The sequence below is a fragment of the Thiothrix unzii genome (assembly GCF_017901175.1).
GTDB classification, from domain to species: Bacteria; Pseudomonadota; Gammaproteobacteria; order Thiotrichales; family Thiotrichaceae; genus Thiothrix; species Thiothrix unzii.
In genome coordinates this window covers 3,265,957-3,292,584 of record NZ_CP072793.1, presented here as the reverse complement: position 1 = coordinate 3,292,584, position 26,628 = coordinate 3,265,957, and the positions used below count along the sequence as shown (strand labels likewise).

The following is a 26,628-nucleotide window of genomic DNA, read 5'->3' as shown; positions in this document are numbered from 1 at the left end:
GAAATATTTTTCACCCCCTACGGAAGGGTCATTAACCCTTAGCGCGTTCTTCCAACATGGCAACCGCTGGGAGGACTTTGCCTTCGAGGTATTCGAGGAAAGCACCGCCCGCTGTGGAGATGTAGGAAATTTTGTCGTAAATGTCGTACTTCTGGATCGCTGCGATGGTGTCGCCGCCGCCTGCCAAGGTGAAGGCTTTGGTTTCCGCCATTGCCATTGAAATCGCTTTCGTGCCTTCGCCGAATTGGTCGAACTCGAATACACCGACCGGGCCGTTCCAGACGACAGTGCCAGCGTTCATGATAATGTCGACCAGTTCTTGCGCAGACTTGGGGCCGATGTCGAAAATCATGTCGTCGTCAGCCACGTCTTTGGCGTCTTTCAATACGGCTGGTTCGGCTGGGTCGAATTTCTTGCCGCAAACCACATCAACCGCGATGGGGATGATTGCGCCGCGTGCGGTCATTTTGGTGATCAGCGCATTGGCGGTGTCAACCAAATCGTCTTCGCACAAAGACTTACCGACGTTATGACCTGTGGCTTTCAGGAAAGTATTCGCAATACCACCGCCGACAACCAACTGTTCGCACTTCTTAGACAAGGCTTCCAAGACGGTCAGTTTGGTGGAAACTTTAGAGCCGCCAACGATAGCCACCATTGGGCGAGCCGGGTTTGCCAATGCTTTGTCCAACGCCAGCAGTTCTTCAGTCAGCAACATGCCAGCGGCTGCGACTGGGGCAAACATACCTACGCCGTAAGTTGATGCTTCAGCACGGTGCGCAGTACCAAACGCATCCATCACGAATACATCACACAGGGCAGCGTATTTCTTGGCGGTTTCTTCAACGTTTTTCTTTTCGCCTTTGTTAACGCGGCAGTTTTCCAACACGACCAATTCGCCGTCAGCCACGTCAAAACCACCGTCAACCCAATCCTTGATCAAGCGCACGTCTGAACCCAAACGCGCTGCAATATTGTCAGCAACCGGTTTCAGGGAAACGGCTTCAGACCACTCGCCTTCGGTCGGACGACCCAAGTGAGAAGTCACCATGACTTTTGCACCCGCATCCATTGCGAACTTGATAGTCGCCATTGAAGCAGTAATACGTGCGTCGGAAGTTACTTTGCCGTCTTTGACAGGAACGTTCAGGTCGGAACGGATCAGAACACGTTTGCCCTTCAGATCCAGATCGGTCATTTTGATGAAAGCCATGTGGTGGAACTCCTTGCAGAAATCAAATCAGTCAAATAAAGCGCGGGGTGATTTATGTGACGGATCTGGGAAAGAGGGCGAGGGATTCCCCGCCCACCTCTTGAACCTTAGTTCGCTGCGACGTGCTCAACAAAGCGCAGCATGTTCGCGGTGTAGCCGTATTCGTTGTCGTACCAAGCCACGACTTTCACGAATGTGCCATCCAGCGCGATACCCGCTTCAGCATCGAAAATGGAAGAGAAGCCAACGCCACGGAAGTCAGTGGAAACCACTTTCTCGTCGGTGTAGCCCAACGTCTTGCTCATGTCGCCAGTGGTAGCTGCGTCTTTCATCGCTGCACAGATTTCAGCGTAAGTCGCTGCATTGTTCAGCTCAACAGTCAGGTCAACTACGGAAACGTCAGACGTAGGCACGCGGAATGCCATACCAGTCAGCTTGCCTTTCAGCTCTGGCAGAACAACGCCAACCGCTTTTGCAGCACCTGTAGAAGATGGAATGATGTTTTCCAAAATACCACGACCGCCGCGCCAGTCTTTCATGGAAGGGCCGTCAACAGTTTTCTGGGTAGCAGTTGCAGCATGAACGGTAGTCATCAGACCACGCTTGATGCCCCACTTGTCGTTCAGAACTTTTGCTACTGGAGCCAAGCAGTTAGTGGTGCAAGATGCCGCAGAAATGATCGCTTGACCTGCGTAAGTCGTGTGGTTTACGCCGTAAACGAACATTGGGGTAGTGTCTTTGGAAGGTGCAGACATAACCACTTTCTTCGCGCCCGCTTCGATGTGCTTTTGGCAGCCAGCGTCGTCGAGGAAGAAACCAGTGCATTCCAGCACGATGTCTACGCCGATGTCGCTCCACTTCAGGTTAGCAGGATCGCGTTCAGCAGTCAGACGTACTGTTTTGCCGTTTACGACCAAGTTGCTGCCTTCAACCGCAACGTCACCACCGAAACGACCGTGTACGGAGTCATACTTCAGCATGTATGCCAGATAATCAGGTGCGAGCAGGTCATTGATGCCCACTACTTCGATACCGGGGAAATCTTTTGCAATAGCGCGGAAAGCCATACGACCGATACGGCCAAAACCATTGATACCAACTTTAATTGTCATGAAGAACTCCTCGAAAATTAACCAGATAAAATAGTTGGCGACTTCCCTCCTCAGAAAAGCCGCCGGGTGTCATTTTGCTTACGCAACGCTATTGATAGCGTTCAGAACGTTGTCAACAGTGAAACCAAACTGCTTGAACAACTGATCCGCCGGTGCAGATTCGCCGAACGTAGTCATGCAAATGACCTTGCCGTTCAGACCCACGTACTTGTACCAAGCGTCACCGATGGCTGCTTCGACTGCAACGCGGGCAGTGACTGCGGCAGGCAATACGGATTCTTTGTACGCCGCATCTTGTGCATCGAATACATCGCAAGAAGGCATGGAAACCACGCGCACTTTCTTGTCAGATTTCGCCGCTGCTTGCATTGCCAATTCGACTTCAGAACCGGTAGCAATCACGATCACGTCCGGTGTGCCGTCGGTGTCTTTCAACACGTAGCCGCCTTTAGCGATGTTAGCAATCGTCGCCGCATCACGTACTTGATGTTTCAGATTTTGGCGCGAGAAAATCAAGGTGCTAGGGCCTTTGTATTCAATCGCATGTTTCCAAGAAACAGCAGTTTCTACCGCGTCACATGCACGCCAAACGGACATACGCGGGATCATGCGCAGCGTTGGGATTTGCTCAACTGGCTGATGGGTAGGGCCGTCTTCGCCCAGACCGATGGAGTCGTGAGTGTAAACAAAGATGCTTTGAATCTTCATCAACGCCGCCATACGCAGGGCATTACGCGCGTATTCGGAGAACATCAGGAAGGTAGCACCGTAAGGCAGCAAGCCGCCGTGCAATGCCATACCGTTCATGATCGCGCTCATACCGAATTCACGCACACCATAAGACAGGTAGTTGCCGCTGAAATCTTGCGCTTTGCCGTGGCCTGCACTGATGTGCTTGCTGGACTTGTTGAAAGTGTTGTTGGAAGGTGTCAGGTCAGCCGAGCCGCCGAGGAATTCCGGTAACAATGGTGCAAACGCATCCAGTGCATTTTTGGAAGCCACGCGCGTTGCAGGTGATTCAGCTTTTGCATCAATCGCCGCGATCGCTGCCGCAGATGCTTCAGCCCAGTTAGCAGGCAATTCGCCAGCCATACGACGTTTGAATTCAGCCGCTTCTGCTGGGTAAGCCGCTGCATAAGCTGCAAACGTGCCGTTCCATGCTTCTTCAGCCGCAGCACCCTTCGCTTTCGCATCCCAACCTGCGTAAACATTGTCAGGAATCGCAAACGGTTCAGCGTTAGTCCAACCCAATGCTTGGCGAGTCAGCGCGATTTCAGCGTCACCCAGTGGTGCGCCGTGGCAATCGTGTGAACCTGCTTTGTTCGGTGAACCAAAACCGATGGTGGTTTTGCAGCAAATCATCGAAGGCTTACCGGTTTCTGCTTTCGCTGCTTCAGTTGCTGCTTTGATCGCGTCAGCATCGTGACCGTCAACGCTCAGCACGTGCCAGCCGTAAGCTTCAAAACGCTTAGGGGTGTTGTCGGTGAACCAGCCATCGACTTCGCCGTCGATAGAGATATTGTTGTCGTCGTAGAAGCAAATTAGTTTGCCCAAGCCCATTGTGCCTGCGAAAGAACATGCTTCATGGGAAATACCTTCCATCAAGCAGCCATCGCCCAAGAACACGTAGCTGTAATGGTCAACAATGGTGTGACCCGGCTTATTGAATTGCGCGGCGAGGATTTTTTCAGCTAATGCCATACCGACAGCGTTGGTGATACCTTGACCGAGTGGGCCTGTGGTGGTTTCAACGCCCGGTGCATAACCGTACTCAGGGTGGCCTGGGGTTTTGGAATGCAATTGGCGGAACGCTTTCAGGTCGTCCATGCTCAGGTCGTAGCCAGTCAGGTGCAGCACGGAGTATGGCAGCATTGAGCCATGACCGTTGGACATGACGAAACGGTCACGGTTTGCCCAAGTAGGATTCTGTGGATTATGGGACATGAAATCGTTGTAGAGGACTTCGGCAATGTCTGCCATGCCCATCGGTGCGCCCGGATGACCGGAATTTGCTTTTTGTACGGCATCCATAGCCAAGACGCGGATTGCGTTAGCCAGCTCACGGCGTGTAGTCATTGACGGGTCTCCTGTAGTTTCAAGTTTGGATCAGCAGTGCCTTGTGAGTATTTATTATTCAGGCAGTATAAAGCTTTGTATTGTGTCGGACTTCCCCCTCAGGGGCAACTCTCCCTTGTTGGATAGATAAACTGTATCGTTTGGGTGAGTAATGGGCTATAAAGCCTGACGCTTTGGTTATTTTGCGGTAGCATTCACGCTTCACAACCAAGGATTGAACCATGCTGCTGATCCCCGCGATTGATTTGAAAGACGGCCAATGTGTGCGCCTGCGCCAAGGCCGTATGGATGACACCACTGTGTTTGCCAGCAACCCCGTCGATGTTGCCCAACGTTGGGTGGATGCGGGCGCACGCCGTCTGCACTTGGTCGATTTGAACGGTGCATTTGCAGGCAAGCCCGTGAATGGCGACGTGGTTCGCGCGGTCGCAGCACGTTTCCCGAATGTTCCGGTGCAAATCGGCGGCGGTATCCGCGATGCAGCCACCGTAGCGGCGTATCTGGAAGCGGGTGTGCAATATTGCATAATCGGCACAAAAGCGGTGCAAGAACCGCAATTCGTTATCGACCTGTGCCAGCAATTCCCCGGTCACATTATCGTTGGGATTGATGCGAAAAACGGCATGGTCGCCACCGACGGCTGGGCGGAAGTGTCTTCAGTTTCCGCGATTGAACTTGCCAAGCAGTTTGAGCAAGCCGGTGTCAGCGCGATTGTTTACACCGACATTGCCCGCGATGGCATGATGAAAGGCGTGAACGTGGAAGAAACCGCGAAACTTGCCGCCAGCATCAAGATTCCCGTCGTCGCCTCCGGTGGCGTGACCAATATGGATGACATTAAAGCCCTGTGCGCGGTGGAAGACCAAGGCATTATGGGCGCAATCCTCGGTCGGTCGATCTACGAAGGCACAATTGATCTGGCAGCCGCGCAACAATACGTCGATTCGGTGAAATAATTATGGGACTCGCCAAACGCATTATTCCCTGCCTTGACGTGAACAACGGTCGTGTCGTCAAAGGCGTGAACTTCGTTGACATCCGTGATGCGGGCGACCCGGTGGAAATCGCCGCCCGTTACAACCGCGAAGGCGCGGACGAAATCACCTTCCTCGACATCACCGCCAGTTCTGACAACCGCGATACTATCATCCACATGGTGGAAGCCGTGGCCTCGCAAGTGTTCATTCCGCTCACCGTCGGCGGCGGTATCCGCAAACCCGAAGACGTGCGCCGCATGTTGAATGCCGGTGCGGATAAAGTCGGGATTAACACCGCTGCGATTACCAACCCCGATTTGGTACGTGAATGCACCGACTATTTTGGGTCGCAATGCATTGTAGTGGCGATTGATGCCAAGCGCGTCAATGAACCGGGCGAACCGGATCGTTGGGAAGTATTCACCCACGGCGGGCGCAACCGTACCGGTATTGATGCGGTGGCATGGGCAGAAAAAATGGCGCAATACGGCGCGGGTGAATTGCTGGTCACGAGCATGGATCGCGATGGCACAAAAGTCGGTTTTGACCTCGGCTTAACCCGTGCAATTACTGACCGTGTGGGTATTCCGCTGATCGCTTCCGGCGGGGTGGGTAATTTGCAACATTTAGCCGATGGCGTACTCAAAGGCGGGGCGGATGCAGTACTTGCCGCGAGTATTTTCCACTTTGGTGAATACACCGTGGGTGATGCCAAACGCTATATGGCAGCCCAAGGCATTGAAATGAGGTTATAATCGCGTAATGAAACACGATACCGTACTCAACCAACTCGCTGAAGTGCTGGAAAGCCGCAAACAAGCTCCGGCTGATAGCTCTTATGTTGCTAAACTCTACGCCAATGGCTTGGATAGCATCCTAAAAAAAGTCGGTGAAGAAGCCACCGAAACCGTCATGGCAGCGAAAGACGGTGACAAAGATAAAATAGTGTATGAAGTCGCGGATTTGTGGTTTCATACACTGGTATTACTGGCGCAGCAGAACCTGCACCCCGACGACGTGCTCAATGAACTCGCGCGACGTTTCGGCATGTCAGGTCTGGTAGAAAAAGCCAATCGACACTCCTAAATTGGAAGGATAAGCAACCATGCATTTTAGCCCACTACAATTGATCCTCGTCTTAGTCATTGTCATTCTGCTGTTTGGCACCAAAAAATTACGCAATATGGGCGGCGATTTAGGCGAAGCCTTCAAGAATTTCAGAAAAGCAGTCAAAGACGGCGATGATGCCGAAACACAAAAAGATGTTGCTGTGCAGAAAGTTGACCAACAGCCACCAGCACAGCCCATCCCACAAGGTCGAGTCATTGATTCGGAAGCCAAGGAAAAGGATAAGGTCTAAAGCGCAGCCTAAACCATGTTTGAAAGCAGTTTTCTCGAAATGCTCCTCATCGGTGTCGTTGCCTTATTGGTAATCGGCCCCGAACGTTTGCCGACCGTAGCACGCACCATTGGGCGATGGATTGGTAAAGTCCGGCGTTTCGTTGCCAATACACGCGCCAGTGTTGAGCGCGAGCTGCATACCGAAGATTTACGTGAAATGCTATTCCGACAGGAAGAGGAAATGCGCAATTTGCGGATCATGATGCAAGAAAAGACCGACTCGGTACGCAAGGAATTAGAGCAGCATGACAAACCCCAGCAGTGATAATTCCGCTCAGGATGCAGGTTTTAAGGCGGTTTTAGAACATTTGTTTGAATTGCGTGACCGTCTATTACGTATAGTCATTGCGATTGTCGCCGTTTTCATTCTGCTATCCCCCTTCGTTCAAGATCTATACAACTGGTTATCCGATCCGCTGATACGCCATTTACCCGAAGGCGAGAAATTGATTGCTATCGGGGTAGCGTCACCGTTTTTGATTCCGTTTAAACTAGCACTGATGGTGGCGTTTATTGTGACGTTGCCGTATACCTTTTATCAAATTTGGGGGTTTATCGCTCCCGGTTTATACCAACATGAAAAACGCTTAGTAACGCCCCTGTTGTTGTCTAGCGTGGGATTATTTTACGCGGGCATGGCTTTTGCCTATTACCTAGTGATCCCCATGATCTCTAAGGCTGCGGTGGCTTTTGCACCAAGCAACGTCACCCCGACACCCGATATTGCTGCTTATCTGGATTTTACCGTTGCCATGTTTCTGGCGTTTGGCCTGAGCTTTGAAACGCCAGTTGCCACTATTCTGCTGATTAGCATGGGCGTGGTTAGTGTTGAAACGTTAATCAAGGCACGTCCGTACATCATTGTCGGGGCATTTGTCATTGCGATGTTTTTAACACCGCCGGATGTAGTATCACAAGTGTTAATGGCTGTGCCTATCTGGTTGTTGTTTGAACTGGGTTTGTTATTAAGTCGCGTCTTTAGTAAACATTTTTCACGCTTCCAAGCCGAAAAAACGGCGTATGAGGCGCAGACAATAGCTAATGATGTGCCCGCCATCACCGCCACTGGCGTTGTTGCAACAACCGCAGCAGCAGGCGCGGCAGCCGCAACGTGGGAAGATACGCAGTACACTTACGAAGAAACAGTCGATGTGCAGTCCACCGATCACGAGGAATTTCGCCCCTTGACCGAGGCAGAAATGGAAGCGGAACTGGAACGCATGGATGAAGAGTTCAAGCGGCTTGAAGACAAATTCCGCAAAGAAGCTGAAGACCCGTCCAAAGGGGAGTAACCACTGATAAGGCGTTTAGCATGTTAAAATTAGGCAGAAACAACCTGCTGCGGGTGGTGAAAACAACCAGCTTTGGCGTTTACCTCGACGGCGCGAATTACGGCGAAATTCTGCTACCTAAACGTTACGTACCAACCGACTGTCAAATTGACAGTTGGCTGAAAGTGTTCGTTTATCTGGATTCGGAAGACCGCTTAATCGCCACTACCGAAACCCCAAAAGCGCAAGTCGGCGAGTGTGTCAGCCTAAAAGTGGTCGATACCAACCGTTTTGGCGCGTTTTTAGACTGGGGTTTGCCGAAAGATTTGCTGGTTCCACGCCGTGAGCAAGCGCAGCCGATGCAAGTCGGGCAATCTTATGTGGTGTACGTCCATGTTGATGCGCCCAGCGAAAGCATTATTGGTTCTTCGCGGCTGGAATTATTTCTCAATGAAATCGGCAGCGATTTTAGCCCACGCCAGGCAGTGGATTTGCTGATTTACGAACGCACCGAGCTGGGCTTTAAAGCGGTGATTAATAACACGCACTTAGGCTTATTGTATGCCAATGAGGTGTTTCAACCGCTGAGTGTGGGACAACGCCTGAAGGGTTACATTAAAGCGGTACGTACTGATTACAAAATCGATTTAATGCTGCAATTACCCAGCGCGGTAGCACACGATGCTGTGGCCACGAAAATTCTTGAGCATTTACGCGCACGCGGCGGCAGTTCTAACTTCACGGATAAAAGCTCACCCGAAGCGATTTACCAAGAATTTCAGGTAAGCAAGGCGCATTTCAAACGCGCGATTGGCTTGCTGTACAAACAACAACTGATTGTTATTGCTAAAGACGGTATTCGTTTGACGGGTATCTAAAAGATAAATACCCCCGCTGTGACACGGGGGTTAGAGGAGTCGAAACATGGTCAGGCATCTTGTTATTATTGATGTTTAAGCCTGCTCTCTGCTTCTTGGGGCTTGCTGATAAATTCTATTTTGCTGTTAAGCTGTTCTGACTGAGAGACATATTGCAACCCCCATGCCAACCTCAGAAAACAAATTAACCTTTTGATAAATATAGACTTATAAAAAACAGCCAAGCAACCCTACGCTAGCTGTCACTAGCAAAGCTGTCAGAAAACGACACGTACTTGTCACTGTTGACCTAAACGCAGCATTGCTTCTTGTGCGTATCCCAGCCCTTGAGTCGCCGCACGCTGATACCACTGACGGGCTTGAGTAAGGTCGTGTGGTATACCCCGCCCGTTTTCATACATCCACCCCAAATTAAACTGCCCATAGGGGTTGCCTTGCTCCGCCGATTTGCGGAACCACTTGACGGCTTCGCTATCATTACGCGGCACACCGTTACCGCTTTCGTATTTCCAACCCAAATTGTTTTGCACATAGGGATCTTCGGATTGCAAATCCAGAATGATTTCATTTGTCGGGGTTGGAACAGGGGAAGTCGGTGGGGATTCATTCGCCGACACAGAGAACACTACCAAGAAGGCAAGCAACGGAAATTTACTCATAAGATGACACTCCAAAACACGCAAGGAATAGTGAGTGTAGTTCAACTTTTAAGCACTAGCTAAAAAATAAGCAACTTATTTGCTAACTTTTACAGCAATAAAATCCATCGTCCTACCCTGATCAGCGTGCACGTTATTGCAGACCGACCGCTACAACCGCTAGGATTGCCTTATTTACATGAAATCCTCAACCCCATGACCGAATACCTGCAAATTGACAATGAAGCCGCCATGTTAGCCTTGGGTGCAACGTTAGCGGCACGCTTCCCACACGGCGGATTGATTACCTTGCACGGTGACTTGGGCGCGGGTAAAACCACCTTAGTTCGCGGTTTATTACGGGCGTTAGGGCACGAAGGTATTGTGAAAAGCCCGACCTACACCTTGGTCGAACCGTATTCGTTGGCAGATTTAAGCGTTTACCACTTCGATTTATACCGCCTCACCGACCCGGAGGAGTTGGAGTACATGGGTATCCGCGATTATTTGCGCCCCGATGCCTTATGTTTAGTGGAATGGCCGGAACAAGCAGGAAACAGTTTACCAAAAGCAGATTTGCAAGTGTTTATTCACCACGCAGGCGATTCGCGTCGCGTTGAAATCAAATAATTCCATTACTATCATATTCTTATGTAAACTTCATAAAAATTCACTTGAAATAGTGCCCGACACCATGAATACTTAATGGTAGTTAGCACCGTTTCGGGCAGAATGCAGAGCAAAATGCTCACAAATCAATCATCTGGTGTTTGAGAAACGCACTCATGGATAGCAATCACGTAACGCGGAGAGGTTTTCTCCTCAAACTAAGCCATTTAGCCAGTGTCATCGCGACCGGAATAGCCGTACCCAGTACGCTACTCGCCGCCGTCAACGGGCGATTGACCGGCGCAAAACTGGAAGGCACACCCGGACAAATCACATTTTCCCTATTGCTGGATGAGCCGGTAGAACACAAAGTATTTACCCTGAATGATCCTAATCGGGTCGTCATTGACCTGTTGAACACGCGCTTATCAGGGCAACTCAAGCAAGGCGCACACGAACGCTTCCCCGTCACTGGCATCCGTTACGCAGAACGCCCCGAAGGTCATTTGCGGGTGGTCTTGGATGTTGCTGAAAACGTGAGTGTAAAATCCGCAATGCAGGCCGAAGGCAGCCAAAACACCTTACAAGTTAGCATTCAAGGTTCCGGTAATGTGCCGCCACCGCCGCCGAAAAGCGAGCCTGCGATTGAAAAGAAAAAGGTTGCAGCCCCACCAGAAGCCGTTCCTGAAAAAAAACCCAGAGACAAACCCGTCACGTCGGAACCGCCACGCAGTAAATTTATCGTGGTAATTGACCCCGGACACGGCGGTAAAGATCCCGGTGCGGTTGGCAGTAACGGTACGCGCGAAAAAGACGTAGTGCTGGAAGTTGCACGTAAACTCAAAACCCGTATCAATCAAGAAAAGGGCATGAAAGCTGTATTAACCCGCGACAGCGATAGCTTTATTCCACTGCGCCAGCGCATGGAATTTGCCCATCAGCAAAAAGCCGATTTATTCATTTCGGTACACGCAGATGCCAACCCCAATGCGCGTGTCAACGGTTCTTCGGTCTATATTCTGTCCGAAACGGGCGCGTCCAGCGAAGCTGCACACTTACTGGCAGAAAGCGAAAACTCTTACGAACTCAAATTTGGTGAACACCGCCTGCAAGACACCAATACCCGCCTTGCTTCGGTGCTGCTGGATTTGAGCCAAAGCGCGATGATGGAACGCAGTTTAGATCTTGCTAAAGGGGTGTTAAGCGAACTTTCCAAGGTCAACAACCCATTGCGTCGTCGGGTTGAAAGTGCGCGTTTCGTGGTGTTACGTTCCCCCGAAATTCCTTCGATGTTGGTGGAAACCGCGTTTATCAGTAACCCCACCGAAGAACGCCGCTTACGCACCGCCGAATACCAGCAAAAACTGGCGGCTGCGATGTTTAAGGGGGTGAAACGCTATCACCTTGCTTACAGCGCGAACCGCAACCGCGCTAACGCTTAACTCGATTAAGCTAAACGCGCTAAAGGCAAGCATTCGGGTCGGTAAGGCGAATGCGCTTGCACTTGTGCCATGTATTGCGCCACGGCATCACGCTCATACGCGGTATGACGCGCAATCGCGGCATACAACGCATCATCCCGCAACCAGTGACTAGAGCGCGTTAAGGTTGGCACAAAACCACGCGGTACTTTGTGTTCACCTTGCGCTCCGGGTTCAAACACCTGCAAGCCGTGACGAATGCAATACTCAATACCTTGGTAATAACACGCTTCAAAGTGCAGACTGTCGACATACTCGGTGCAGCCCCAATGCCGCCCATACAAACGGCTGGCACTGCGGAACATTAACGAACCAGCAATGCATTCGCCCGCTGCATTATCCGCCATAACCAACACCACTTGTGCGCCCAACACCTGCGCCATTGCCTGAAAAAAACCGACATTCAGCGTCGGCACACCCCACTTACTTTCAAACGTGTGTCGGTAAAAAAACGCAAATTGCTCCCAATCTGCCGCACTCGCACTATGACCATCCAGTAGACGTAACTGCACCCCGGCATCCTGCACTTTACGCCGCTCTTGCTTGAGGTTTTTGCGCTTTTTAGCAGTCAACGTTGCCAAAAAATCATCAAAACAAGTGTAATCTTGGTTATACCAGTGAAACTGGCAATCATGGCGGGTTAATAAGTCCTGCTGTTGCAACCACTCCTGTTGCTCACTCACCGCAAACAAACAATGAAAGCTGCTGGCCTGTAACGCCTCCGCCACTTGGGTCACAGCGGAAAGTAACAGCGGGTACAATTCCGCTTCGCGCCCTGCTTGCACCAAGCAACGTTGCCCACTCGCCGGAGTGTAGGGAATCGCCGAGACCAGTTTGGGGAAATAACGCAAGCCCTGTTGTTGGTAAGCGTTTGCCCACGCCTGATCAAACACGAATTCACCGTAGGAATTGTGCTTTTCGTACAACGGCATCGCCGCCACCAATTCCGTCCCTTCAAACACTGCAATGTGACGCGGCAACCAGCCGAACTTTTCCCCGACACAACCGTGATGTTCAAGTGCAGCTAAAAAACCGTGCTGTAGAAATGGGTTGGCATCCTGCACCAGTGCGTTCCACTGCTGAGGATTAATGACATCAATTGAAGACAGAATTTGAATTTGCATGAGCGGATAGTATGCCCATCAACTGAAGCGGACAATTTCCCCTGTCAGCCCCTGGCGGATTTCCGTAGGTTGAGCCTGTCCACCCACAGGTGCGTCCACAATACCATCCAGCAACGTACCAAATTGCGCAGCTACGGCTTGCGCATCACGAGCAGGGGGTAGGGTGCTCAAATTGGCACTGGTGGAAATCAACGGGTGTCCTAAACGCAAACACAATGCACGGCAGGTGGGATGTGCGCTGACGCGTACCGCCAGCGTGTCATGTTCGCCCCGAATTAGCGGTGAAACGTGTGGTTGTGCGGGTAAAATCCACGTCACCGCACCCGGCCATGTTGCCATGACCCGCGCGTGCGTTACGCTATCGAGGGGTAATAAATACGGTGCAAGCTGGTCAAAATCCGCCGCAATCAAAATCAAACCTTTGTGTGCAGGGCGTTGTTTGAGGGTTAATACTCGCTGCACCGCTGCCAGTTGCGCCGGATCACATCCTAAACCATAAACGGCTTCGGTGGGGTAAGCAATCACCCCACCGCGCTGTACCGCTTGAATACACGCTTCAAATGCCGCTGTCATGGTGTCTTCGAGGATTTACTCGCGGGTTTTTTAGGAGCTGCCTTTTTGGTGGTCGCTGTCTTGGCAACTGCTTTTTTCACCGGCGTTTTCTTCGCCGCTGGCTTGGCTTCGGCTACTGGCGTTGTGTCATCTGCACTGGCTTTTTTAGCAGCGGTTTTCTTGGCAGGCTTTGCCGGAGTCGCCGCCGCAATCAAGGCTTGGCACTCTTCCAACGTAAGGCTATCAATGTCACGATCCTTGGGCAGTTTCGCATTGATCTTACCTTGTTTGAGGAATGGCCCCCAACGACCTTTAATGACTTGCAAACCATCACCGAAATCACGCAGCAATTTTTCCGCATCCTTTTGCTTTTTCTCAGCAATCAACTCCAACGCCCGTTCCAACGTTAGGGTGTAAGGATCATCCTGCTTGCCTAATGAAGCGTACTCGCTGCCGTATTTCACGTAAGGCCCGAAACGCCCGACATTGGTGCTAATCGCTTTGCCTTCGGCATTTTCCCCTAAATGGCGTGGCAATTTAAACAGCTCCAACGCCTGTTCAAAGGTAATGCTATCCATCTTCATACCCGGACGCAGGCTGGCGAATACTGGCTTTTCTTCATCGTCTTTGGAGCCAATTTGCACAAAAGGCCCGAAACGTCCCATCCGTACTGACATCGGTTTGCCGGACGCAGGGTCAACCCCCAATTCGCGTGATTGCAATACGTCGCTGCGGTTTACGCTGCCCATCTTTTCATCGACTAATTGATGAAACGGCTGCCAAAACGCATCCATCACCGGAACCCAAGTCTTTTCGCCGCGAGAAATCTCATCCAATTGATCTTCGAGATTCGCGGTAAACGCATAATCCACGTATTGCGGGAAATGCTCCGTCAGGAAACGGTTAACAATGCGCCCAATATCGGTTGGGGTAAAACGCCGCATTTCCAGTTCCACGTATTCACGCGACAGCAACGTGGAAATAATGCTGGAATAGGTGGAAGGGCGGCCAATACCAAACTCTTCCAACGCTTTTACCAACGATGCTTCCGAATAACGTGGCGGTGGTTCGGTAAAATGCTGATCCGCGTTAATATCAAGCAAAGTAATCCGTTCACCTTCAACCAACGGTGGCAACGCATTGTCTTTCTCGTTTTCGCGGTCGTCCAAACCTTCTTCGTAAACGCTCAAGAAACCGGGGTCACGCACCGTCGAACCGGTGGCACGGAAAAAGCTCCCGGCAGTCGCGGTCAAATCCGCTGCTACCGTATCGAACGTCGCGAAAATCATCTGGCACGCTACAGTGCGCTTCCAGATCAAATCGTACAGCTTAAACTGTTCCTCGCTCAAAAACGCCTTCACGCTTTCCGGGGTACGCAAGGCGGAAGTCGGGCGCACCGCTTCGTGGGCTTCCTGTGCGTTTTTGGACTTGGTTTTGTAAAAGTTCGGGGTTTCCGGCAATTTACTACTGCCGTAACGTTGCCCAATTAACTCGCGCAATTCCGTTACGGCTTCGTTTGCCAACGATACCGAGTCAGTACGCATATAGGTAATCAAACCCACCGTACCGCCACTGCCCAAATCAATCCCTTCGTACAATTGCTGGGCAATCCGCATAGCGCGTTGGGTTGAAAAGCGCAATTTACGCACCGCTTCCTGCTGCAAGGTGGAAGTCGTAAACGGCGGGGAAGGGTAACGCTTGCGCTGTTTTTTCTCGACCTTGGTGACTAACAAACTGCCTTGCGCGGCTTGCAATAAACGTTCGCGCAACGCTGTCGCTTGTGCTTCATTATTAATGTCAAACTGATCAAGCTTGTTGGCATCCAAGGTGTGTAAACGTGCGCTAAACGCCTGCGCGTCTTTTTCATTGTGCGCAGTCATCGTCCAGTATTCTTGGGTAACGAAGCGTTCAATTTCTTCCTCACGCTCCACAATCAAGCGCAATGCCGGGCTTTGCACCCGTCCTGCTGACAAGCCTTGTTTAATCTTACGCCACAGCAACGGCGACAAGTTAAAGCCCACCAAGTAATCCAGCGCGCGCCGCGCTTGCTGCGCATCCACCAAGTCATACGCCAGTTCACGCGGATTGCCTATCGCTTCTTGAACCGCACGTTTGGTAATTTCGTGGAAGACTACCCGATGCACCGTTTTATTTTTTAACGCACCACGTTCTTGCAACAATTCATGCAAATGCCAAGAAATGGCTTCACCTTCCCTGTCCGGGTCAGTCGCCAAATATAAGGTATCAGCTTTTTTTAATGCCCGCGCAATTGCATCGACATGCTTCTGGTTGCGGTCGATAATTTCATAGCGCATAGCATACCCATTCTCAGGGTCTACCGCGCCTTCCTTCGGTATTAGGTCACGCACATGACCATAAGAGGCAAGGACTTCAAAGCCCGGCCCCAAATACTTTTGGATTGTTTTTCCCTTCGCCGGAGATTCGACGATGACCAGATTTTCGCTCATTATTTATGTGTGCAGGCCAAGACTGCCTGTATCCTGATTTATCACAGGGCGCATTTTATCCCCGGAAACGCTCCAAAAGTAAAGCACTGTCACTAGGAAGGGTAGAAATTGACAGTTTTTGGACGCAAAAAGCCCCATGATCACGAAACGATTCGACCAAGTGTATCAATTCCCAGACAAGGCGGCGGTGGCAAAACCACTTTTTACGCCCGTCTAACCTAGACTTCAGAGATAGGATTTTTAAACCACGACAAGGAGTCGTATTGTTATGAATACACAAGGAATTGGCTGTCATGCCAGCGCACTAGGAAATATCGCTGCTAGTCGCCAGCCAGAATCTTCTGGTAGCGTTCAACAATTTGAAGATGCATTAAAAGGCACACAAAGCAGCCGATGTGGCAGTGCGCAAAGCGGATCCGATCAAACCGATGCATCAATTGAGGGGCAAAATGATTCGCTATCACAACTACAAGATATGCTGAAAATGCTCATGCCATTACTACAAGATATGGTGGCAAACCTGCAAAAAACAGAAACGACGACTTCCAACAATCAAAATTCAGTATCCAATTTCGGACAACAACAGCAAGAGAACAGTCAATGCGAAGCTTGTAACGCTTAACGGCGTGAATCATTGCACTAAAGGGGAGAAGCTTGCTTCTCCCCTTCAACGATCTACTTGCCGATGCAAAACGAACTAAAAATCTCGCCTAACAAATCATCCGGCGTAAACCGCCCCGTAATCTGTCCCAAAGCATCCTGTGCGGTACGCAACTCTTCCGCCATCAATTCGCCCGCATTGAATTCACGCAACTGATACTCCGCCCGTTCCACCGCTGCCTGAGTTTCTGCCAATGCCTGCAAATGCCGCCGCCGCGCGATGAAGGTATCTTCCGCCTCGCCCTGATAGCCCATCCGGGTTTTCAGCTCGGCACGTAAGGCATCAATCCCCAGCGACTGTTTGGCGGAAATATACAGGTGTTCGCCTTGCTTGCCGGGTTGCTTGCCGCTTAAATCGACTTTGTTATGCACGGTAATGCGCGGCAGGTGAGGGGGTAAGCGTGCCAGAATGTCCGCATTTTCCGGTTCATCATGGCGGGTATCATCCACCAACAACAGAATCAAATCCGCTTTAGCAATTTCCGCCCATGCGCGTTCAATGCCAATCTTTTCCACCGGATCATCACTTTCGCGCAAACCTGCGGTATCGACAATGTGCAGCGGCATTCCGTCAAGGTTAATGCGTTCGCGCAACACATCGCGGGTGGTTCCGGCAATTTCGGTGACAATCGCGGTTTCCTGCCCCGCCAATGCATTCAGCAAACTCGACTTACCCGCGTTGGGTCTGCCCACAATCACCAGATGCATCCCGTCACGCAATAAGCTGCCTTGCCGTGCTTTCAGGAAAATCGTGTGTAATTGCTGTTTAATGCTTTCCAGCCGGTTAGTCACCGCGACATCCGCCAGAAAGTCGATTTCCTCATCGGGGAAATCCAACGCGGCTTCCACATACACCCGCAATTCGATTAAGCCCGTGAGCAACACATTCACGGCAGTGGAAAATTCACCCTGCAAAGAACGCAATGCCGACCGCGCTGCCTGTTCCGACCCCGAATCAATCAAATCGGCAATCGCTTCCGCTTGCGCCAAATCCAGCTTGTCGTTTAAGAAAGCACGTTCGGAAAACTCGCCGGGGCGAGCCAACCGCGCACCCAATTCCACGCAACGTTTGAGCAGCATATCCAGCACCACCGTGCCTCCATGCCCTTGCAGCTCTAACACGTCTTCGCCAGTGAATGAATGTGGGGCAGGGAAATACAGCGCGATACCGTCATCCAACGCCGCGCCATCGGCAGCTTTAAACAAACGGTGAACCGCTTTACGCGGGGAGGGCAGAGAGCCAAGGATACCAAGGGCAAGCTCAGGAACAAGCTTGCCGGAAAGCCGGATAATCCCGACCCCACCGCGCCCCGGCGGCGTGGCTACGGCAGCGATGGTGTCAGGATTGTTCCACATGAAACATTAACCTCTTAGGCGTGTCCCACAATTTTCTTATTGATGAACCATTGCTGGGCAATCGACAATGCGTTATTGACCACCCAGTACAACACCAGACCCGCCGGGAACCACAAGAACATTACCGTGAAAATAATCGGCATGAACTGGAAGATTTTCTGCTGCATCGGATCAGCCGGTGGCGGATTAAGTTTTTGCTGCAAAAACATCGACGCACCCATAACCAGCGGTAGCACGAAGTACGGATCCATAATCGACAAATCTTTGTACCACAGCAACCACGGAGCTTGGCGCAATTCCACGCTTTCCAACAGTACCCAGTACAAGCCCATGAACACCGGAATCTGGATCAAAATTGGTAAACAACCACCCAGCGGATTGATTTTTTCCTTGCGGTAAATTTCCATCATGGCTTTTTGCTTAGCTTGTGCATCATCCGCGTAACGCTCGTTAATTTCTTTGAGCTTCGGTGATACCGCTTTCATTTTCGCCATCGACTTGTAACTCATTGCCGATGGGTAGAAAAACGCCAATTTGATCAATACCGTGAGGAAAATAATCGTCCAACCCCAGTTGCCGACGACGTTATGGATCATCTGCATCAGCCAGAAAATCGGCTTGGAAATGAAGGCGAAAATACCGTAATCGACGGTTAAATCCAGACCGGTAGCAATGCTTTCCAACATGTCTTGGTCTTTAGGCCCGACATAAAAATCCGATTTAAACACCCCGGTTGCACCCGGCGCGACTTGCTGAGCAGCACTACGCATCCCCAACACATAGCCTTTCACGCCTTGGTTTTGGCTCACCATGCTGTAGTACTGGGTTTCTTGATCTTGCTGCGGAATCCACGCACTCAGGAAATAATGCTCCTGCATCGCCACCCAGCCACCATTGACGGTTTCATTGACTGGCTTTTCATCCAGATCGTCAAATGACAACTTGGTGTATTTGCCGTCGTGGAAATACGCGCCACCGACATACGCTTGCACCCCACTCAACAAGCTGCCCGCGTTTGCCGCGTAACCGTGTTTGAGCTGACGGTATTCAGTACCGCTCCAAATGCTAGTGGATTGGTTGTTAACTTCGTGTTCAACGTTAACCAAAAAGCTACCGCGCTTGAACACAAAACGCTTGGTGACAGTAACGCCATTCGCACCTTGCCAAGTGAGCGGCACTACCAATTCATTTTGTCCGTCCGCTAAGGTGTAATCCGTTTGCGCCGCTGTGTAAGTCGCCAAATGATCCGGGGCTAAGGTTTTAGCATCGCCACCCTCAACCACCTGATGTTGCAGACCGGATTGCGCGACGTAGTTACGTCCGTTCAAATCCAGAATTCTGACGGGCTTATCCGGGGTATCCAGACTGATGGGGTAGGTGGGTAAATCCGTTTCCAGAATTTCACCACCACGGGTGTTAATGCGCAACACCAAGGTATCGGTACGCACTGTCACCGTTTGCCCTGCAACACCGTTTTCGGCAACAGGCACATTAGCCGTTTGACCGGGTACTGCGGCACTACCTTGTGCAGGCACTTCCTGCGTTGCACTACCGCCATTACTGGCTGGGGTACTGACACTGCTGGTAGTAGGGGTTACGGGTTTAGGGGCATGATCTTGCTGCCATGTTGTCCATACCAAAAACAGCATGAATAACAAGGTGAGATAAAGGAAAGGACGTTGCGAATCCATGGGTAATGCAATCCGGTTATTGGCGGTTAGGGGAGGGCAGTCTCATTGGGTTTGCCCAGCCCGGCAGAGTATAGCTTGTGCAGGCGCAACCATAAACCTTCCAATTGCTGGAAAAGCTCAAAATTGCTCATAGTCAGCACTTCGGAACGGCACATGATCACCAAATCAACCGCAGGCAGCGTACTTTGATGATGGCGAAAACTTTCACGCACCAGTCGCCGGATACGATTACGCTCGTGCGCTCGCCGTAAGGCTTTTTTAGCAATGGCCATCCCCAAACGCGGAAAGCCGACCGTGTTAGCGGCGGCTCTGGCATTCAGACCATTGGCGTGCAGGCGTTTACCGTGTTGGAACACTCGCTGGAATTCAACCCCACGAGTCAGGCGCACTTCACGCGGAAAGCCTGTTATTCCTGATTGACCTGCATTCAAAATCTTATGGGATCAGGCGTGCACGGCCTTTCGCACGGCGAGCACTCAAAATTTTACGACCATCAGCAGTTGCCATGCGTGCACGGAAACCGTGAGTACGGGCGCGGTGGATTTTGCTCGGTTGAAAGGTTCTTTTCATGACAGGTCACCAGTTAATTCAGTAAATCAGTTGCTCGTTCTGCCCCAGAAGTTTTTCTGTGTGCACGGGCAGCCAAAAAGGTGAGGCACATTAAGGGATTGCGTCTATTTTGTCAAGCAAGCGATGAAGACTTGGCGATAGCTTGTGCTTGTGGATAACTCCGTAGCCCGTCTATAATTAGCCGTTCCAATGCAACCCGTACCACCCGTTTCAACCACCTTGGAACCCTTCCCTTATGCTCTGGCAACAATGCTTACAACAACTGCAACAGGAAATCCCTGATCACGAAATCAACACTTGGTTACGTGCCTTACATGCGGTAGAAAATCGTCAGGCGTTATACCTGCTCGCACCGAATACCATTGTATTACAACAAGTTCATGAACAATATTTGCCACGTATTTTGTTTCATGCGCGGATTTTAAGTGGGCATCAAGATTTTGATGTGCTGTTACAAATCGGCTCATCCACCCCAACCACTCCACGTAACCTCAATGGCAAGAGCAGCAACGCACCGCTGGAGGTTTTGAGCATTCGCGAGCAAAGTCCGCCGAATCAACTGAGCAGTGCGGCACTGGCAAAATTGGCAAATCCCGCCCCAGTCAGTGAGCGTTTCTCCAATACATTAAACCCACGGATGAGCTTTGCCAATTTCGTGCAAGGCAAATCGAACCAGTTGGCCTGTGCCGCCGCGCAACAAGTGGGGGAACGCGATGATAGCGGTTACAACCCTTTATTCATTTACGGCGGCGTAGGCTTGGGTAAAACCCACTTGATTCACGCCATTGGCAATTTGATCCTGGAGCGTGACCCCGGAGCCAAGGTCATCTACGTCTACGCGGAACGTTTCGTGAATGACATGATTTCCGCCATCCGCAATTCCCGTATGGAAGAATTCAAACAGCACTATCGCAGTGTGGATGCATTATTGATTGACGATATTCAATTCATTGCCGGTAAAGACCGCTCAATGGAAGAATTTTTCCACACCTTCAACGCCCTTTTGGAAGGCCAGAAACGCATTATCATTGCCGGTGATCGCTTCCCGCGTGATTTGGAAGGTATTGAAGACCGTCTAAAAACCCGCTTCAACTGGGGCTTGACCGTACAAATTGAAGCCCCGGATCTGGAAACCCGTGTCGCCATCTTACGCAAAAAGGCCGAAGATTCCGGGTTGCGCTTGCCCAACGATGTGAGCTTTTTCATTGGGAAACGCTTCCACTCCAATATCCGTGATTTAGAAGGCGCGTTGCAACGGGTGATTGCCAGTATGCGCTTGAAGTGCGTGACTCAGATTACCCTTGATTTTGTACAAGACGCGCTACGTGACCAGTTAGCCAGCCAAGACAAAATGGTGTCGATTGCCAATATAAAAAAAAGCGTGGCGCAGTACTACAATATTCGGATTACTGACATGGATTCACAGCGGCGCAATCGCTCAGTGGCACGTCCTCGGCAAATCGCCATGGCTTTAGCTAAGGAATTAACCAACCACAGTTTGCCAGAAATTGGCGAAGATTTTGGCGGACGTGATCACACCACGGTATTACACGCACAACGTAAAGTAGCGGAATTACGTGACTCTGATCCCAAGCTGGAAGAAGACTATCGCATCCTGTTACGCACGCTAACAAGCTGAGGACAGACAACCGAATAACCACCGGAGTAAGGTGTGGATAACAGGTGGATGGAATTCTATCCACAGGTAACAGACAAATTACCCGAAACTATCCACAGGCTTTCTCCACAACCCAATCTCGGTAAATTGGCAAAGTAAATCAGTTAGCTATGAAAAGTATCCACCGTAACTGCCTTGCTTTATTATGACTACTAACTTTTATATATAAGATAGAATCTAATGAGACTGACACAGACCCGCGAAAATCTGCTTGAATCGCTCCAATCTACTTTGGGTGCGATTGAAAAACGTCATACGGCTCCTATTCTGGAAAACGTGTTGTTACGGATTGAAGGTACGCGCTGTTTCTGGCGAGGAACCGATCTGGAACTGGAGATAGCGACCCATAGCCTGATCATGGATGGTGCTGACGGTGAAATCACCCTACCCGCCCGTAAGCTGGCTGACATTTGTAAATCGTTACCGGCAGAAAGCATTGTCAATCTCGAAATTCAAGCCGACAAACGCGCCCGCTTAACCTCAGGCCGGAGTCGTTTTGAACTGGCTACCCTACCCGCGAGTGAATTCCCAGAGCTGGAAGACATTGGTGAATTACAAAGCTTTGAATTACCGGAAAACCAGTTTAAGCATTTGTTAGAGCGCACCGCGTTTGCCATGGCTAACCAAGACGTGCGTTATTACCTCAATGGCATGTTATTGGAAGTCACCGAAGAAGGTGTGCGCACGGTTGCTACGGATGGTCATCGTTTAGCCCTGTGTTTCTTCCCTATGGCGTTGCCAGCGATTACCCAGCCACGACAACTGATTATCCCGCGTAAGGGCGTGTTGGAGCTTTCACGGCTGTTAAAGGCCGATTCTCAAGTGCCTATCCAGATTCAATCCAGCCAAAACCATTTACGGGTGCAATTGGACAACTTACGCTTTACCACGAAATTGATTGACGGGCGTTACCCTGACTACCGCGCTGCTGTGCCACCAAGTGGGCAGGTGCAAGTCGATTTGGATCGTAAAACCTTCAAAGACATGCTGAATCGCGTCGCCATTTTGTCCAATGAGAAGTTTCGTGGGGTGCGTTTATCGCTGCATGATCACGTATTGCAGGTTCAAGCCCACAATCCTGAGCAAGAAACTGCTACGGATGAATTGGATGTGAATTACGCGGGGAAAGAATTTAGCATTGGTTTCAACGTGACTTACCTGCTGGATGCGGTGAATCATTTGCAAGGTGAAACCCTATGCCTGCATTGCAATTCACCAGAAAGCAGTGCGTTACTCACCGACCCTGACGATGAAAGCGTGCGTAACGTTATTATGCCCATTCGCCTGTAAGCCCCGGTACGCAAGCGCATGTGGTTAAGCCGGGTCAGCGTTGAACATTGCCGCGTGGTTACTCATGCGGAGCTGACTTTGGCGGAACGGGTCAACGTGCTGTACGGCGATAATGCCTCCGGCAAGTCCAGCGTGCTGGAAGCCTTGAGTGTATTGTCACGCGGGCGTTCGTTTCGTACCCCGCGTATTGCCGAATTGATTAGCCGGGGGGAAACTGAACTCACTGTTGCTGCGACAGTGGAAAACGGTTTATCCGGTGCGCGTTACCCCTTGGGCATCAGCAAAAGCGTGGCGGATACGCGCATTCGTATTAACCACGCGGATGTTCCGCAGCAAGCCGAACTCAGCAGCCACGTTCCCCTCACCCTGATTCACCCCGGCTCAGTAGAACTGGTCACGGGTAGCCCGACTGCACGACGCGCGTTTCTCGACTGGATTGCGTTTTACCGTTTTGCCGATTTCAACACCGCATGGCGGCAGTATCAGCGGGTGTTGAAACAGCGCAATACCTGTTTGCGTGATCCGCGTCAACGTCAGGCATTGCCGCAGTGGACGCAACAACTCATCAGCTTACAGCCAATACTTTACCGATACCGGGTGAACGCGCTGAATGCTTTGCTCGAAGTTTTGCGACATGCGCACGAACTGTTAGCCTCGTCGGGCACACCGCAACTCCACCTTAGTAGTGGTTTTCCGCAGGGTATTGCAGTAGAAGATGAAACCGCACTGCACGCTTTTTTTCGTGAGAAAGCGGAACAGGAACTCAAGCAAGGTTTCAGCCTTTACGGTGCGCATCGAGCCGATTTACACATTCTGCTGGATGGGATACCGGCAGTACGGATTGCCTCACGCGGGCAACTGAAAGTACTCGCGGTGAGTTTATTATTGGCGCAAAGCCATGCCGTTGCCGAGAGCGGTACAAAACGCGGTATAATCGCCATCGACGACTTGGCAGCAGAATTGGATGAGCAAAATCAGCAAGCGTTATACAATACGCTGCACACGACACAACAACAGTTGCTGATTACCGGCACACATCATCAACCTTTGAAGAACTGGGTGGCGGATGCCAAGGTGTTTCACGTGAAACACGGGCAAGTGTTTGCCAGTACCTAGCCACCAAATCACAGCAATAATGGAAACGACATGACTGAACCAACACCTGTACCAACCTACGATTCCTCGAACATTAAAGTACTCAAAGGCTTGGAAGCGGTGCGCAAACGCCCCGGTATGTACATCGGCGATACCGATGACGGCACGGGTTTGCACCACATGGTCTTCGAGGTGGTGGACAACTCCATCGACGAAGCCCTTGCCGGTTATTGCAAAGAAGTCAAAGTCGAAATTTTCAGTGATGGCTCGGTACGCGTGTCGGATGACGGTCGCGGCATTCCAGTGGATATGCACGAAGAAGAAGGGCGTTCTGCCGCTGAAGTCATTATGACCGTGTTGCACGCAGGCGGTAAATTTGACGATAACTCTTACAAAGTGTCGGGCGGTTTACACGGGGTGGGTATCTCCGTGGTGAATGCGCTGTCTGCTAATTTGGAATTGACGATTCGCCGCAATGGTAAATTGCATCAGCAGATGTATAAGTTAGGCGATCCGGTTGCACCACTGGCGATTATTGGCGATACCGAAGGTACGGGAACATCCGTGCGCTTTTGGCCGAGTGCGGAAATTTTCGCGCTGACGGAATTCCATTACGACATCCTCGCGAAACGCTTACGCGAACTGTCGTTTTTGAATTCTGGGGTGCGCATTCATTTGATCGACCGTCGTGGCGAGGGTCGTGAAGACATCTTTGAATACGAAGGTGGTATCAAAGCCTTCGTTGCGCATCTCAACCGCAATAAAGCACCGATTCATAACAATATTATTTACTTCACTACCGAGCGCGATGATGTAGGCGTGGAAGTAGCGTTGCAGTGGAATGACTCGTATCAGGAAAACATTTTCTGCTACACCAATAATATTCCACAACGTGATGGTGGTTCGCATTTGTCCGGTTTCCGTGCTGCCCTCACCCGCACCTTGAACAGCTACATCGAAAGCGCGGGCTTAGCCAAGAAAGAAAAAATTAGCCCAACCGGCGATGATGCGCGTGAAGGCTTAACCGCTGTGTTATCAGTGAAAGTGCCTGACCCGAAATTCTCATCACAAACCAAAGACAAACTGGTGTCATCCGAAGTCAAAGGCATTGTCGAAGCGGCAATGAACGAACGCCTCGGCGAATTCTTGCTGGAAAGCCCTTCCGAAGCCAAGCTGATTGCAGGCAAGATGATCGAAGCAGCGCGGGCGCGTGAAGCGGCTCGCAAAGCCCGTGATATGACCCGCCGCAAAGGTGCATTAGACATTGCCGGTTTGCCCGGTAAACTCGCTGACTGCCAAGAAAAAGACCCTGCCCTGTCCGAATTATTCCTCGTGGAAGGGGACTCAGCCGGTGGTTCCGCCAAGCAAGGGCGTGACCGTCGTACCCAAGCGATTCTGCCATTGAAAGGTAAAATCTTGAACGTGGAACGGGCGCGTTTCGACAAGATGATCAGCTCCCAAGAGGTCGGCACATTGATCATCGCACTCGGCTGCGGCATTGGGCGTGAAGAATACAATATCGAAAAATTGCGTTACCACCGCATCATTATTATGACGGATGCGGACGTGGACGGTTCACACATCCGCACCCTGCTGCTGACCTTCTTCTATCGGCAATTGCCGGAATTGGTGGAACGCGGTTACATCTACATTGCACAACCGCCGTTGTACAAAGCCAAGCGCGGCAAGCAAGAGCAATACATCAAAGACGACAGCGAGATGGAACGTTACTTGCTGCAATTGGCATTGGATGGCTCCAACCTGCATCTGGATGCACACTCCCCTGCCATCAGCGGCGAAGCCTTAGAAACCTTGGTGCGCCAATACAATGCCGCCAAGCAAGTGATTAGCCGTTTGTCACGCCGTTATGACCGTAATTTGCTGGAAGCCTTGCTGTTTGAAAGACTGCCATCCACTGAAGACATCAACAGCGTAACCGCTGAGTCGTTTGCCGAATGGGTAGGCAGTGCCATTGCCACGATGAACACGGCGGATAACGGCGCACGTACTTATACCTCGCATTTAAACAAAATTGACGATAGCGCGTGGACGCTGGAAGTTAACCGTCGTCAGCACGGTCTTGACCACCGTATTCTGCTCGACCGCGATTTCTTCCTAATGCCAGAAACCAAATTGCTGATCAAAACCAACCGCGAAATGGATGGCTTGCTCGGTGAAGGCGCGGTCGTGATACGCGGCGAACGCAAATACGAAGCGCAACGTTTCGACCAATTGGTGGAATGGTTGATGAAAGAAGCCAACCGTGGTTTGCAAATCAGCCGCTACAAAGGTTTGGGTGAAATGAATCCTGAGCAGTTGTGGGATACCACGCTGAACCCCGAAACCCGCCGTTTGATGCAAGTGCGTGTCGAAGATGCGATTGCTGCCGACGAAGTGTTTACCATGCTGATGGGCGATGAAGTCGAGCCGCGTCGTGACTTTATCGAAAAGAATGCGTTGTCTGTTTCCAATCTGGACGTGTGAGGTT

General features: G+C 50.9%; 25 protein-coding genes. 14 read left to right on the top strand and 11 right to left on the bottom strand.

Annotated features, from left to right (window positions below; translation table 11 throughout):
* Positions 1–31: 31 nt before the first annotated feature.
* From J9260_RS16460 to tkt, 3 genes are all read right to left on the bottom strand, one after another.
* On the bottom strand, positions 32–1,213 hold the full coding sequence (locus J9260_RS16460) for a phosphoglycerate kinase (RefSeq protein WP_210218796.1): 1,182 nt from the start codon (positions 1,211–1,213) through the stop codon (positions 32–34).
* A 107-nt stretch (positions 1,214–1,320) separates the two neighbouring features.
* Positions 1,321–2,325 carry a type I glyceraldehyde-3-phosphate dehydrogenase gene (gene gap, locus J9260_RS16455; protein ID WP_210218795.1) on the bottom strand — a complete coding sequence of 335 codons (1,005 nt, stop codon included), beginning with the start codon at positions 2,323–2,325 and terminating at the stop codon, positions 1,321–1,323.
* Positions 2,326–2,403: 78 nt separating this feature from the next.
* Entirely contained in the window at positions 2,404–4,401 is a 1,998-nt protein-coding gene (gene tkt / locus J9260_RS16450) for a transketolase (protein ID WP_207250445.1), read from the bottom strand.
* 221 nt (positions 4,402–4,622) lie between these two features.
* On the opposite strand from tkt, the gene hisA reads away from it, so the two are divergent.
* The 7 genes from hisA to J9260_RS16415 are packed head-to-tail and all read left to right on the top strand — an operon-like array spanning position 4,623 to position 8,928.
* Positions 4,623–5,357: a 1-(5-phosphoribosyl)-5-[(5-phosphoribosylamino)methylideneamino]imidazole-4-carboxamide isomerase gene (gene hisA, locus J9260_RS16445; RefSeq protein ID WP_210218794.1), complete on the top strand. Its 735-nt coding sequence runs from the start codon at positions 4,623–4,625 to the stop codon at positions 5,355–5,357.
* A 2-nt stretch (positions 5,358–5,359) separates the two neighbouring features.
* Positions 5,360–6,133: an imidazole glycerol phosphate synthase subunit HisF gene (gene hisF / locus J9260_RS16440; protein WP_210218793.1), complete on the top strand. Its 774-nt coding sequence runs from the start codon at positions 5,360–5,362 to the stop codon at positions 6,131–6,133.
* Positions 6,134–6,140: 7 nt separating this feature from the next.
* Positions 6,141–6,464 (top strand): phosphoribosyl-ATP diphosphatase, encoded by a 324-nt coding sequence (locus J9260_RS16435; RefSeq protein WP_210218792.1) that lies wholly within the window; start codon positions 6,141–6,143, stop codon positions 6,462–6,464.
* A gap of 19 nt (positions 6,465–6,483) precedes the next feature.
* Entirely contained in the window at positions 6,484–6,738 is a 255-nt protein-coding gene (gene tatA / locus J9260_RS16430) for a twin-arginine translocase TatA/TatE family subunit (protein ID WP_210218791.1), read from the top strand.
* Positions 6,739–6,753: 15 nt separating this feature from the next.
* Positions 6,754–7,044, top strand: a complete 291-nt coding sequence (gene tatB, locus J9260_RS16425) for a Sec-independent protein translocase protein TatB (protein WP_210218790.1) — start codon at positions 6,754–6,756, stop codon at positions 7,042–7,044.
* A complete protein-coding gene (gene tatC, locus J9260_RS16420; RefSeq protein ID WP_210218789.1) occupies positions 7,025–8,071 on the top strand; it encodes a twin-arginine translocase subunit TatC in 1,047 nt (348 codons plus the stop codon). The genes tatB and tatC overlap by 20 nt, the downstream gene beginning before the upstream one ends.
* Before the next feature lie 20 nt (positions 8,072–8,091).
* Positions 8,092–8,928 carry a CvfB family protein gene (locus tag J9260_RS16415; protein WP_210218788.1) on the top strand — a complete coding sequence of 279 codons (837 nt, stop codon included), beginning with the start codon at positions 8,092–8,094 and terminating at the stop codon, positions 8,926–8,928.
* Positions 8,929–9,206: 278 nt separating this feature from the next.
* Here J9260_RS16415 and J9260_RS16410 read toward each other — a convergent pair whose 3' ends face one another.
* Positions 9,207–9,587, bottom strand: a complete 381-nt coding sequence (locus J9260_RS16410; RefSeq protein ID WP_210218787.1) for a tetratricopeptide repeat protein — start codon at positions 9,585–9,587, stop codon at positions 9,207–9,209.
* Positions 9,588–9,713: 126 nt separating this feature from the next.
* On the opposite strand from J9260_RS16410, the gene tsaE reads away from it, so the two are divergent.
* Together tsaE and J9260_RS16400 are read left to right on the top strand one after the other, a co-directional pair.
* Positions 9,714–10,196, top strand: coding sequence for a tRNA (adenosine(37)-N6)-threonylcarbamoyltransferase complex ATPase subunit type 1 TsaE (gene tsaE, locus J9260_RS16405; RefSeq protein ID WP_343231185.1), 483 nt, complete (start codon positions 9,714–9,716; stop codon positions 10,194–10,196).
* A gap of 155 nt (positions 10,197–10,351) precedes the next feature.
* Complete coding sequence (locus tag J9260_RS16400) at positions 10,352–11,617, top strand: N-acetylmuramoyl-L-alanine amidase (RefSeq protein WP_210218786.1); 1,266 nt, start codon at positions 10,352–10,354, stop codon at positions 11,615–11,617.
* Between the two features lie 5 nt (positions 11,618–11,622).
* Here the strand turns inward: J9260_RS16400 and J9260_RS16395 are convergent, their stop codons facing one another.
* Genes J9260_RS16395 through J9260_RS16385 form a run of 3 tightly spaced genes read right to left on the bottom strand, consistent with a single transcriptional unit; the run spans position 11,623 to position 15,800 of the window.
* Complete coding sequence (locus J9260_RS16395; protein ID WP_210218785.1) at positions 11,623–12,780, bottom strand: GNAT family N-acetyltransferase; 1,158 nt, start codon at positions 12,778–12,780, stop codon at positions 11,623–11,625.
* Positions 12,781–12,798: 18 nt separating this feature from the next.
* A complete protein-coding gene (gene tsaC / locus J9260_RS16390) occupies positions 12,799–13,353 on the bottom strand; it encodes an L-threonylcarbamoyladenylate synthase type 1 TsaC (RefSeq protein WP_210218784.1) in 555 nt (184 codons plus the stop codon).
* Positions 13,350–15,800 (bottom strand): DNA topoisomerase I, encoded by a 2,451-nt coding sequence (locus tag J9260_RS16385; protein ID WP_210218783.1) that lies wholly within the window; start codon positions 15,798–15,800, stop codon positions 13,350–13,352. Before J9260_RS16385 ends, tsaC begins: the two co-directional genes overlap by 4 nt.
* Positions 15,801–16,068: 268 nt before the next feature.
* On the opposite strand from J9260_RS16385, the gene J9260_RS16380 reads away from it, so the two are divergent.
* Positions 16,069–16,422 (top strand): hypothetical protein, encoded by a 354-nt coding sequence (locus J9260_RS16380; RefSeq protein WP_210218782.1) that lies wholly within the window; start codon positions 16,069–16,071, stop codon positions 16,420–16,422.
* Positions 16,423–16,475: 53 nt separating this feature from the next.
* Here J9260_RS16380 and mnmE read toward each other — a convergent pair whose 3' ends face one another.
* Genes mnmE through rpmH form a run of 4 tightly spaced genes read right to left on the bottom strand, consistent with a single transcriptional unit; the run spans position 16,476 to position 20,077 of the window.
* Positions 16,476–17,816, bottom strand: a complete 1,341-nt coding sequence (mnmE, locus tag J9260_RS16375; protein ID WP_210218781.1) for a tRNA uridine-5-carboxymethylaminomethyl(34) synthesis GTPase MnmE — start codon at positions 17,814–17,816, stop codon at positions 16,476–16,478.
* A gap of 14 nt (positions 17,817–17,830) precedes the next feature.
* Positions 17,831–19,507, bottom strand: coding sequence for a membrane protein insertase YidC (gene yidC, locus J9260_RS16370; RefSeq protein ID WP_210218780.1), 1,677 nt, complete (start codon positions 19,505–19,507; stop codon positions 17,831–17,833).
* Positions 19,508–19,533: 26 nt separating this feature from the next.
* Positions 19,534–19,938 carry a ribonuclease P protein component gene (gene rnpA, locus J9260_RS16365; RefSeq protein ID WP_210218779.1) on the bottom strand — a complete coding sequence of 135 codons (405 nt, stop codon included), beginning with the start codon at positions 19,936–19,938 and terminating at the stop codon, positions 19,534–19,536.
* Positions 19,939–19,942: 4 nt separating this feature from the next.
* Positions 19,943–20,077 carry a 50S ribosomal protein L34 gene (gene rpmH / locus J9260_RS16360; protein ID WP_028488473.1) on the bottom strand — a complete coding sequence of 45 codons (135 nt, stop codon included), beginning with the start codon at positions 20,075–20,077 and terminating at the stop codon, positions 19,943–19,945.
* 235 nt (positions 20,078–20,312) lie between these two features.
* On the opposite strand from rpmH, the gene dnaA reads away from it, so the two are divergent.
* The 4 genes from dnaA to gyrB all read left to right on the top strand — a co-directional run bounded on the left by dnaA (position 20,313) and on the right by gyrB (position 26,624).
* Positions 20,313–21,716 (top strand): chromosomal replication initiator protein DnaA, encoded by a 1,404-nt coding sequence (gene dnaA, locus J9260_RS16355; protein ID WP_210218778.1) that lies wholly within the window; start codon positions 20,313–20,315, stop codon positions 21,714–21,716.
* A 219-nt stretch (positions 21,717–21,935) separates the two neighbouring features.
* Entirely contained in the window at positions 21,936–23,045 is a 1,110-nt protein-coding gene (gene dnaN, locus J9260_RS16350; protein ID WP_210218777.1) for a DNA polymerase III subunit beta, read from the top strand.
* Positions 23,046–23,063: 18 nt separating this feature from the next.
* A complete protein-coding gene (gene recF / locus J9260_RS16345; RefSeq protein WP_210218776.1) occupies positions 23,064–24,161 on the top strand; it encodes a DNA replication/repair protein RecF in 1,098 nt (365 codons plus the stop codon).
* A gap of 30 nt (positions 24,162–24,191) precedes the next feature.
* The gene (gene gyrB / locus J9260_RS16340) at positions 24,192–26,624 is read left to right on the top strand and encodes a DNA topoisomerase (ATP-hydrolyzing) subunit B (protein WP_210218775.1); all 2,433 of its coding nucleotides are present in this window, start codon (positions 24,192–24,194) and stop codon (positions 26,622–26,624) included.
* Positions 26,625–26,628: the final 4 nt, after the last annotated feature.

What these genes read in the sequence shown, in the direction of transcription:
- hisA (WP_210218794.1), top strand. Translation starts at nt 4,623, where the DNA reads ATGCTGCTGATCCCCGCGATTGATTTGAAAGACGGCCAATGTGTGCGC.
- gyrB (WP_210218775.1), top strand. Translation starts at nt 24,192, where the DNA reads ATGACTGAACCAACACCTGTACCAACCTACGATTCCTCGAACATTAAA.
- dnaN (WP_210218777.1), top strand. Translation starts at nt 21,936, where the DNA reads ATGAGACTGACACAGACCCGCGAAAATCTGCTTGAATCGCTCCAATCT.
- tkt (WP_207250445.1), bottom strand. Translation starts at nt 4,401, where the DNA reads ATGACTACACGCCGTGAGCTGGCTAACGCAATCCGCGTCTTGGCTATG.
- tatA (WP_210218791.1), top strand. Translation starts at nt 6,484, where the DNA reads ATGCATTTTAGCCCACTACAATTGATCCTCGTCTTAGTCATTGTCATT.
- rpmH (WP_028488473.1), bottom strand. Translation starts at nt 20,077, where the DNA reads ATGAAAAGAACCTTTCAACCGAGCAAAATCCACCGCGCCCGTACTCAC.
- yidC (WP_210218780.1), bottom strand. Translation starts at nt 19,507, where the DNA reads ATGGATTCGCAACGTCCTTTCCTTTATCTCACCTTGTTATTCATGCTG.
- gap (WP_210218795.1), bottom strand. Translation starts at nt 2,325, where the DNA reads ATGACAATTAAAGTTGGTATCAATGGTTTTGGCCGTATCGGTCGTATG.
- J9260_RS16410 (WP_210218787.1), bottom strand. Translation starts at nt 9,587, where the DNA reads ATGAGTAAATTTCCGTTGCTTGCCTTCTTGGTAGTGTTCTCTGTGTCG.
- J9260_RS16400 (WP_210218786.1), top strand. Translation starts at nt 10,352, where the DNA reads ATGGATAGCAATCACGTAACGCGGAGAGGTTTTCTCCTCAAACTAAGC.
- recF (WP_210218776.1), top strand. Translation starts at nt 23,064, where the DNA reads ATGTGGTTAAGCCGGGTCAGCGTTGAACATTGCCGCGTGGTTACTCAT.
- J9260_RS16380 (WP_210218782.1), top strand. Translation starts at nt 16,069, where the DNA reads ATGAATACACAAGGAATTGGCTGTCATGCCAGCGCACTAGGAAATATC.
- J9260_RS16435 (WP_210218792.1), top strand. Translation starts at nt 6,141, where the DNA reads ATGAAACACGATACCGTACTCAACCAACTCGCTGAAGTGCTGGAAAGC.
- hisF (WP_210218793.1), top strand. Translation starts at nt 5,360, where the DNA reads ATGGGACTCGCCAAACGCATTATTCCCTGCCTTGACGTGAACAACGGT.
- tatB (WP_210218790.1), top strand. Translation starts at nt 6,754, where the DNA reads ATGTTTGAAAGCAGTTTTCTCGAAATGCTCCTCATCGGTGTCGTTGCC.
- tatC (WP_210218789.1), top strand. Translation starts at nt 7,025, where the DNA reads ATGACAAACCCCAGCAGTGATAATTCCGCTCAGGATGCAGGTTTTAAG.
- J9260_RS16460 (WP_210218796.1), bottom strand. Translation starts at nt 1,213, where the DNA reads ATGGCTTTCATCAAAATGACCGATCTGGATCTGAAGGGCAAACGTGTT.
- tsaC (WP_210218784.1), bottom strand. Translation starts at nt 13,353, where the DNA reads ATGACAGCGGCATTTGAAGCGTGTATTCAAGCGGTACAGCGCGGTGGG.
- J9260_RS16395 (WP_210218785.1), bottom strand. Translation starts at nt 12,780, where the DNA reads ATGCAAATTCAAATTCTGTCTTCAATTGATGTCATTAATCCTCAGCAG.
- J9260_RS16415 (WP_210218788.1), top strand. Translation starts at nt 8,092, where the DNA reads ATGTTAAAATTAGGCAGAAACAACCTGCTGCGGGTGGTGAAAACAACC.
- J9260_RS16385 (WP_210218783.1), bottom strand. Translation starts at nt 15,800, where the DNA reads ATGAGCGAAAATCTGGTCATCGTCGAATCTCCGGCGAAGGGAAAAACA.
- dnaA (WP_210218778.1), top strand. Translation starts at nt 20,313, where the DNA reads ATGCTCTGGCAACAATGCTTACAACAACTGCAACAGGAAATCCCTGAT.
- mnmE (WP_210218781.1), bottom strand. Translation starts at nt 17,816, where the DNA reads ATGTGGAACAATCCTGACACCATCGCTGCCGTAGCCACGCCGCCGGGG.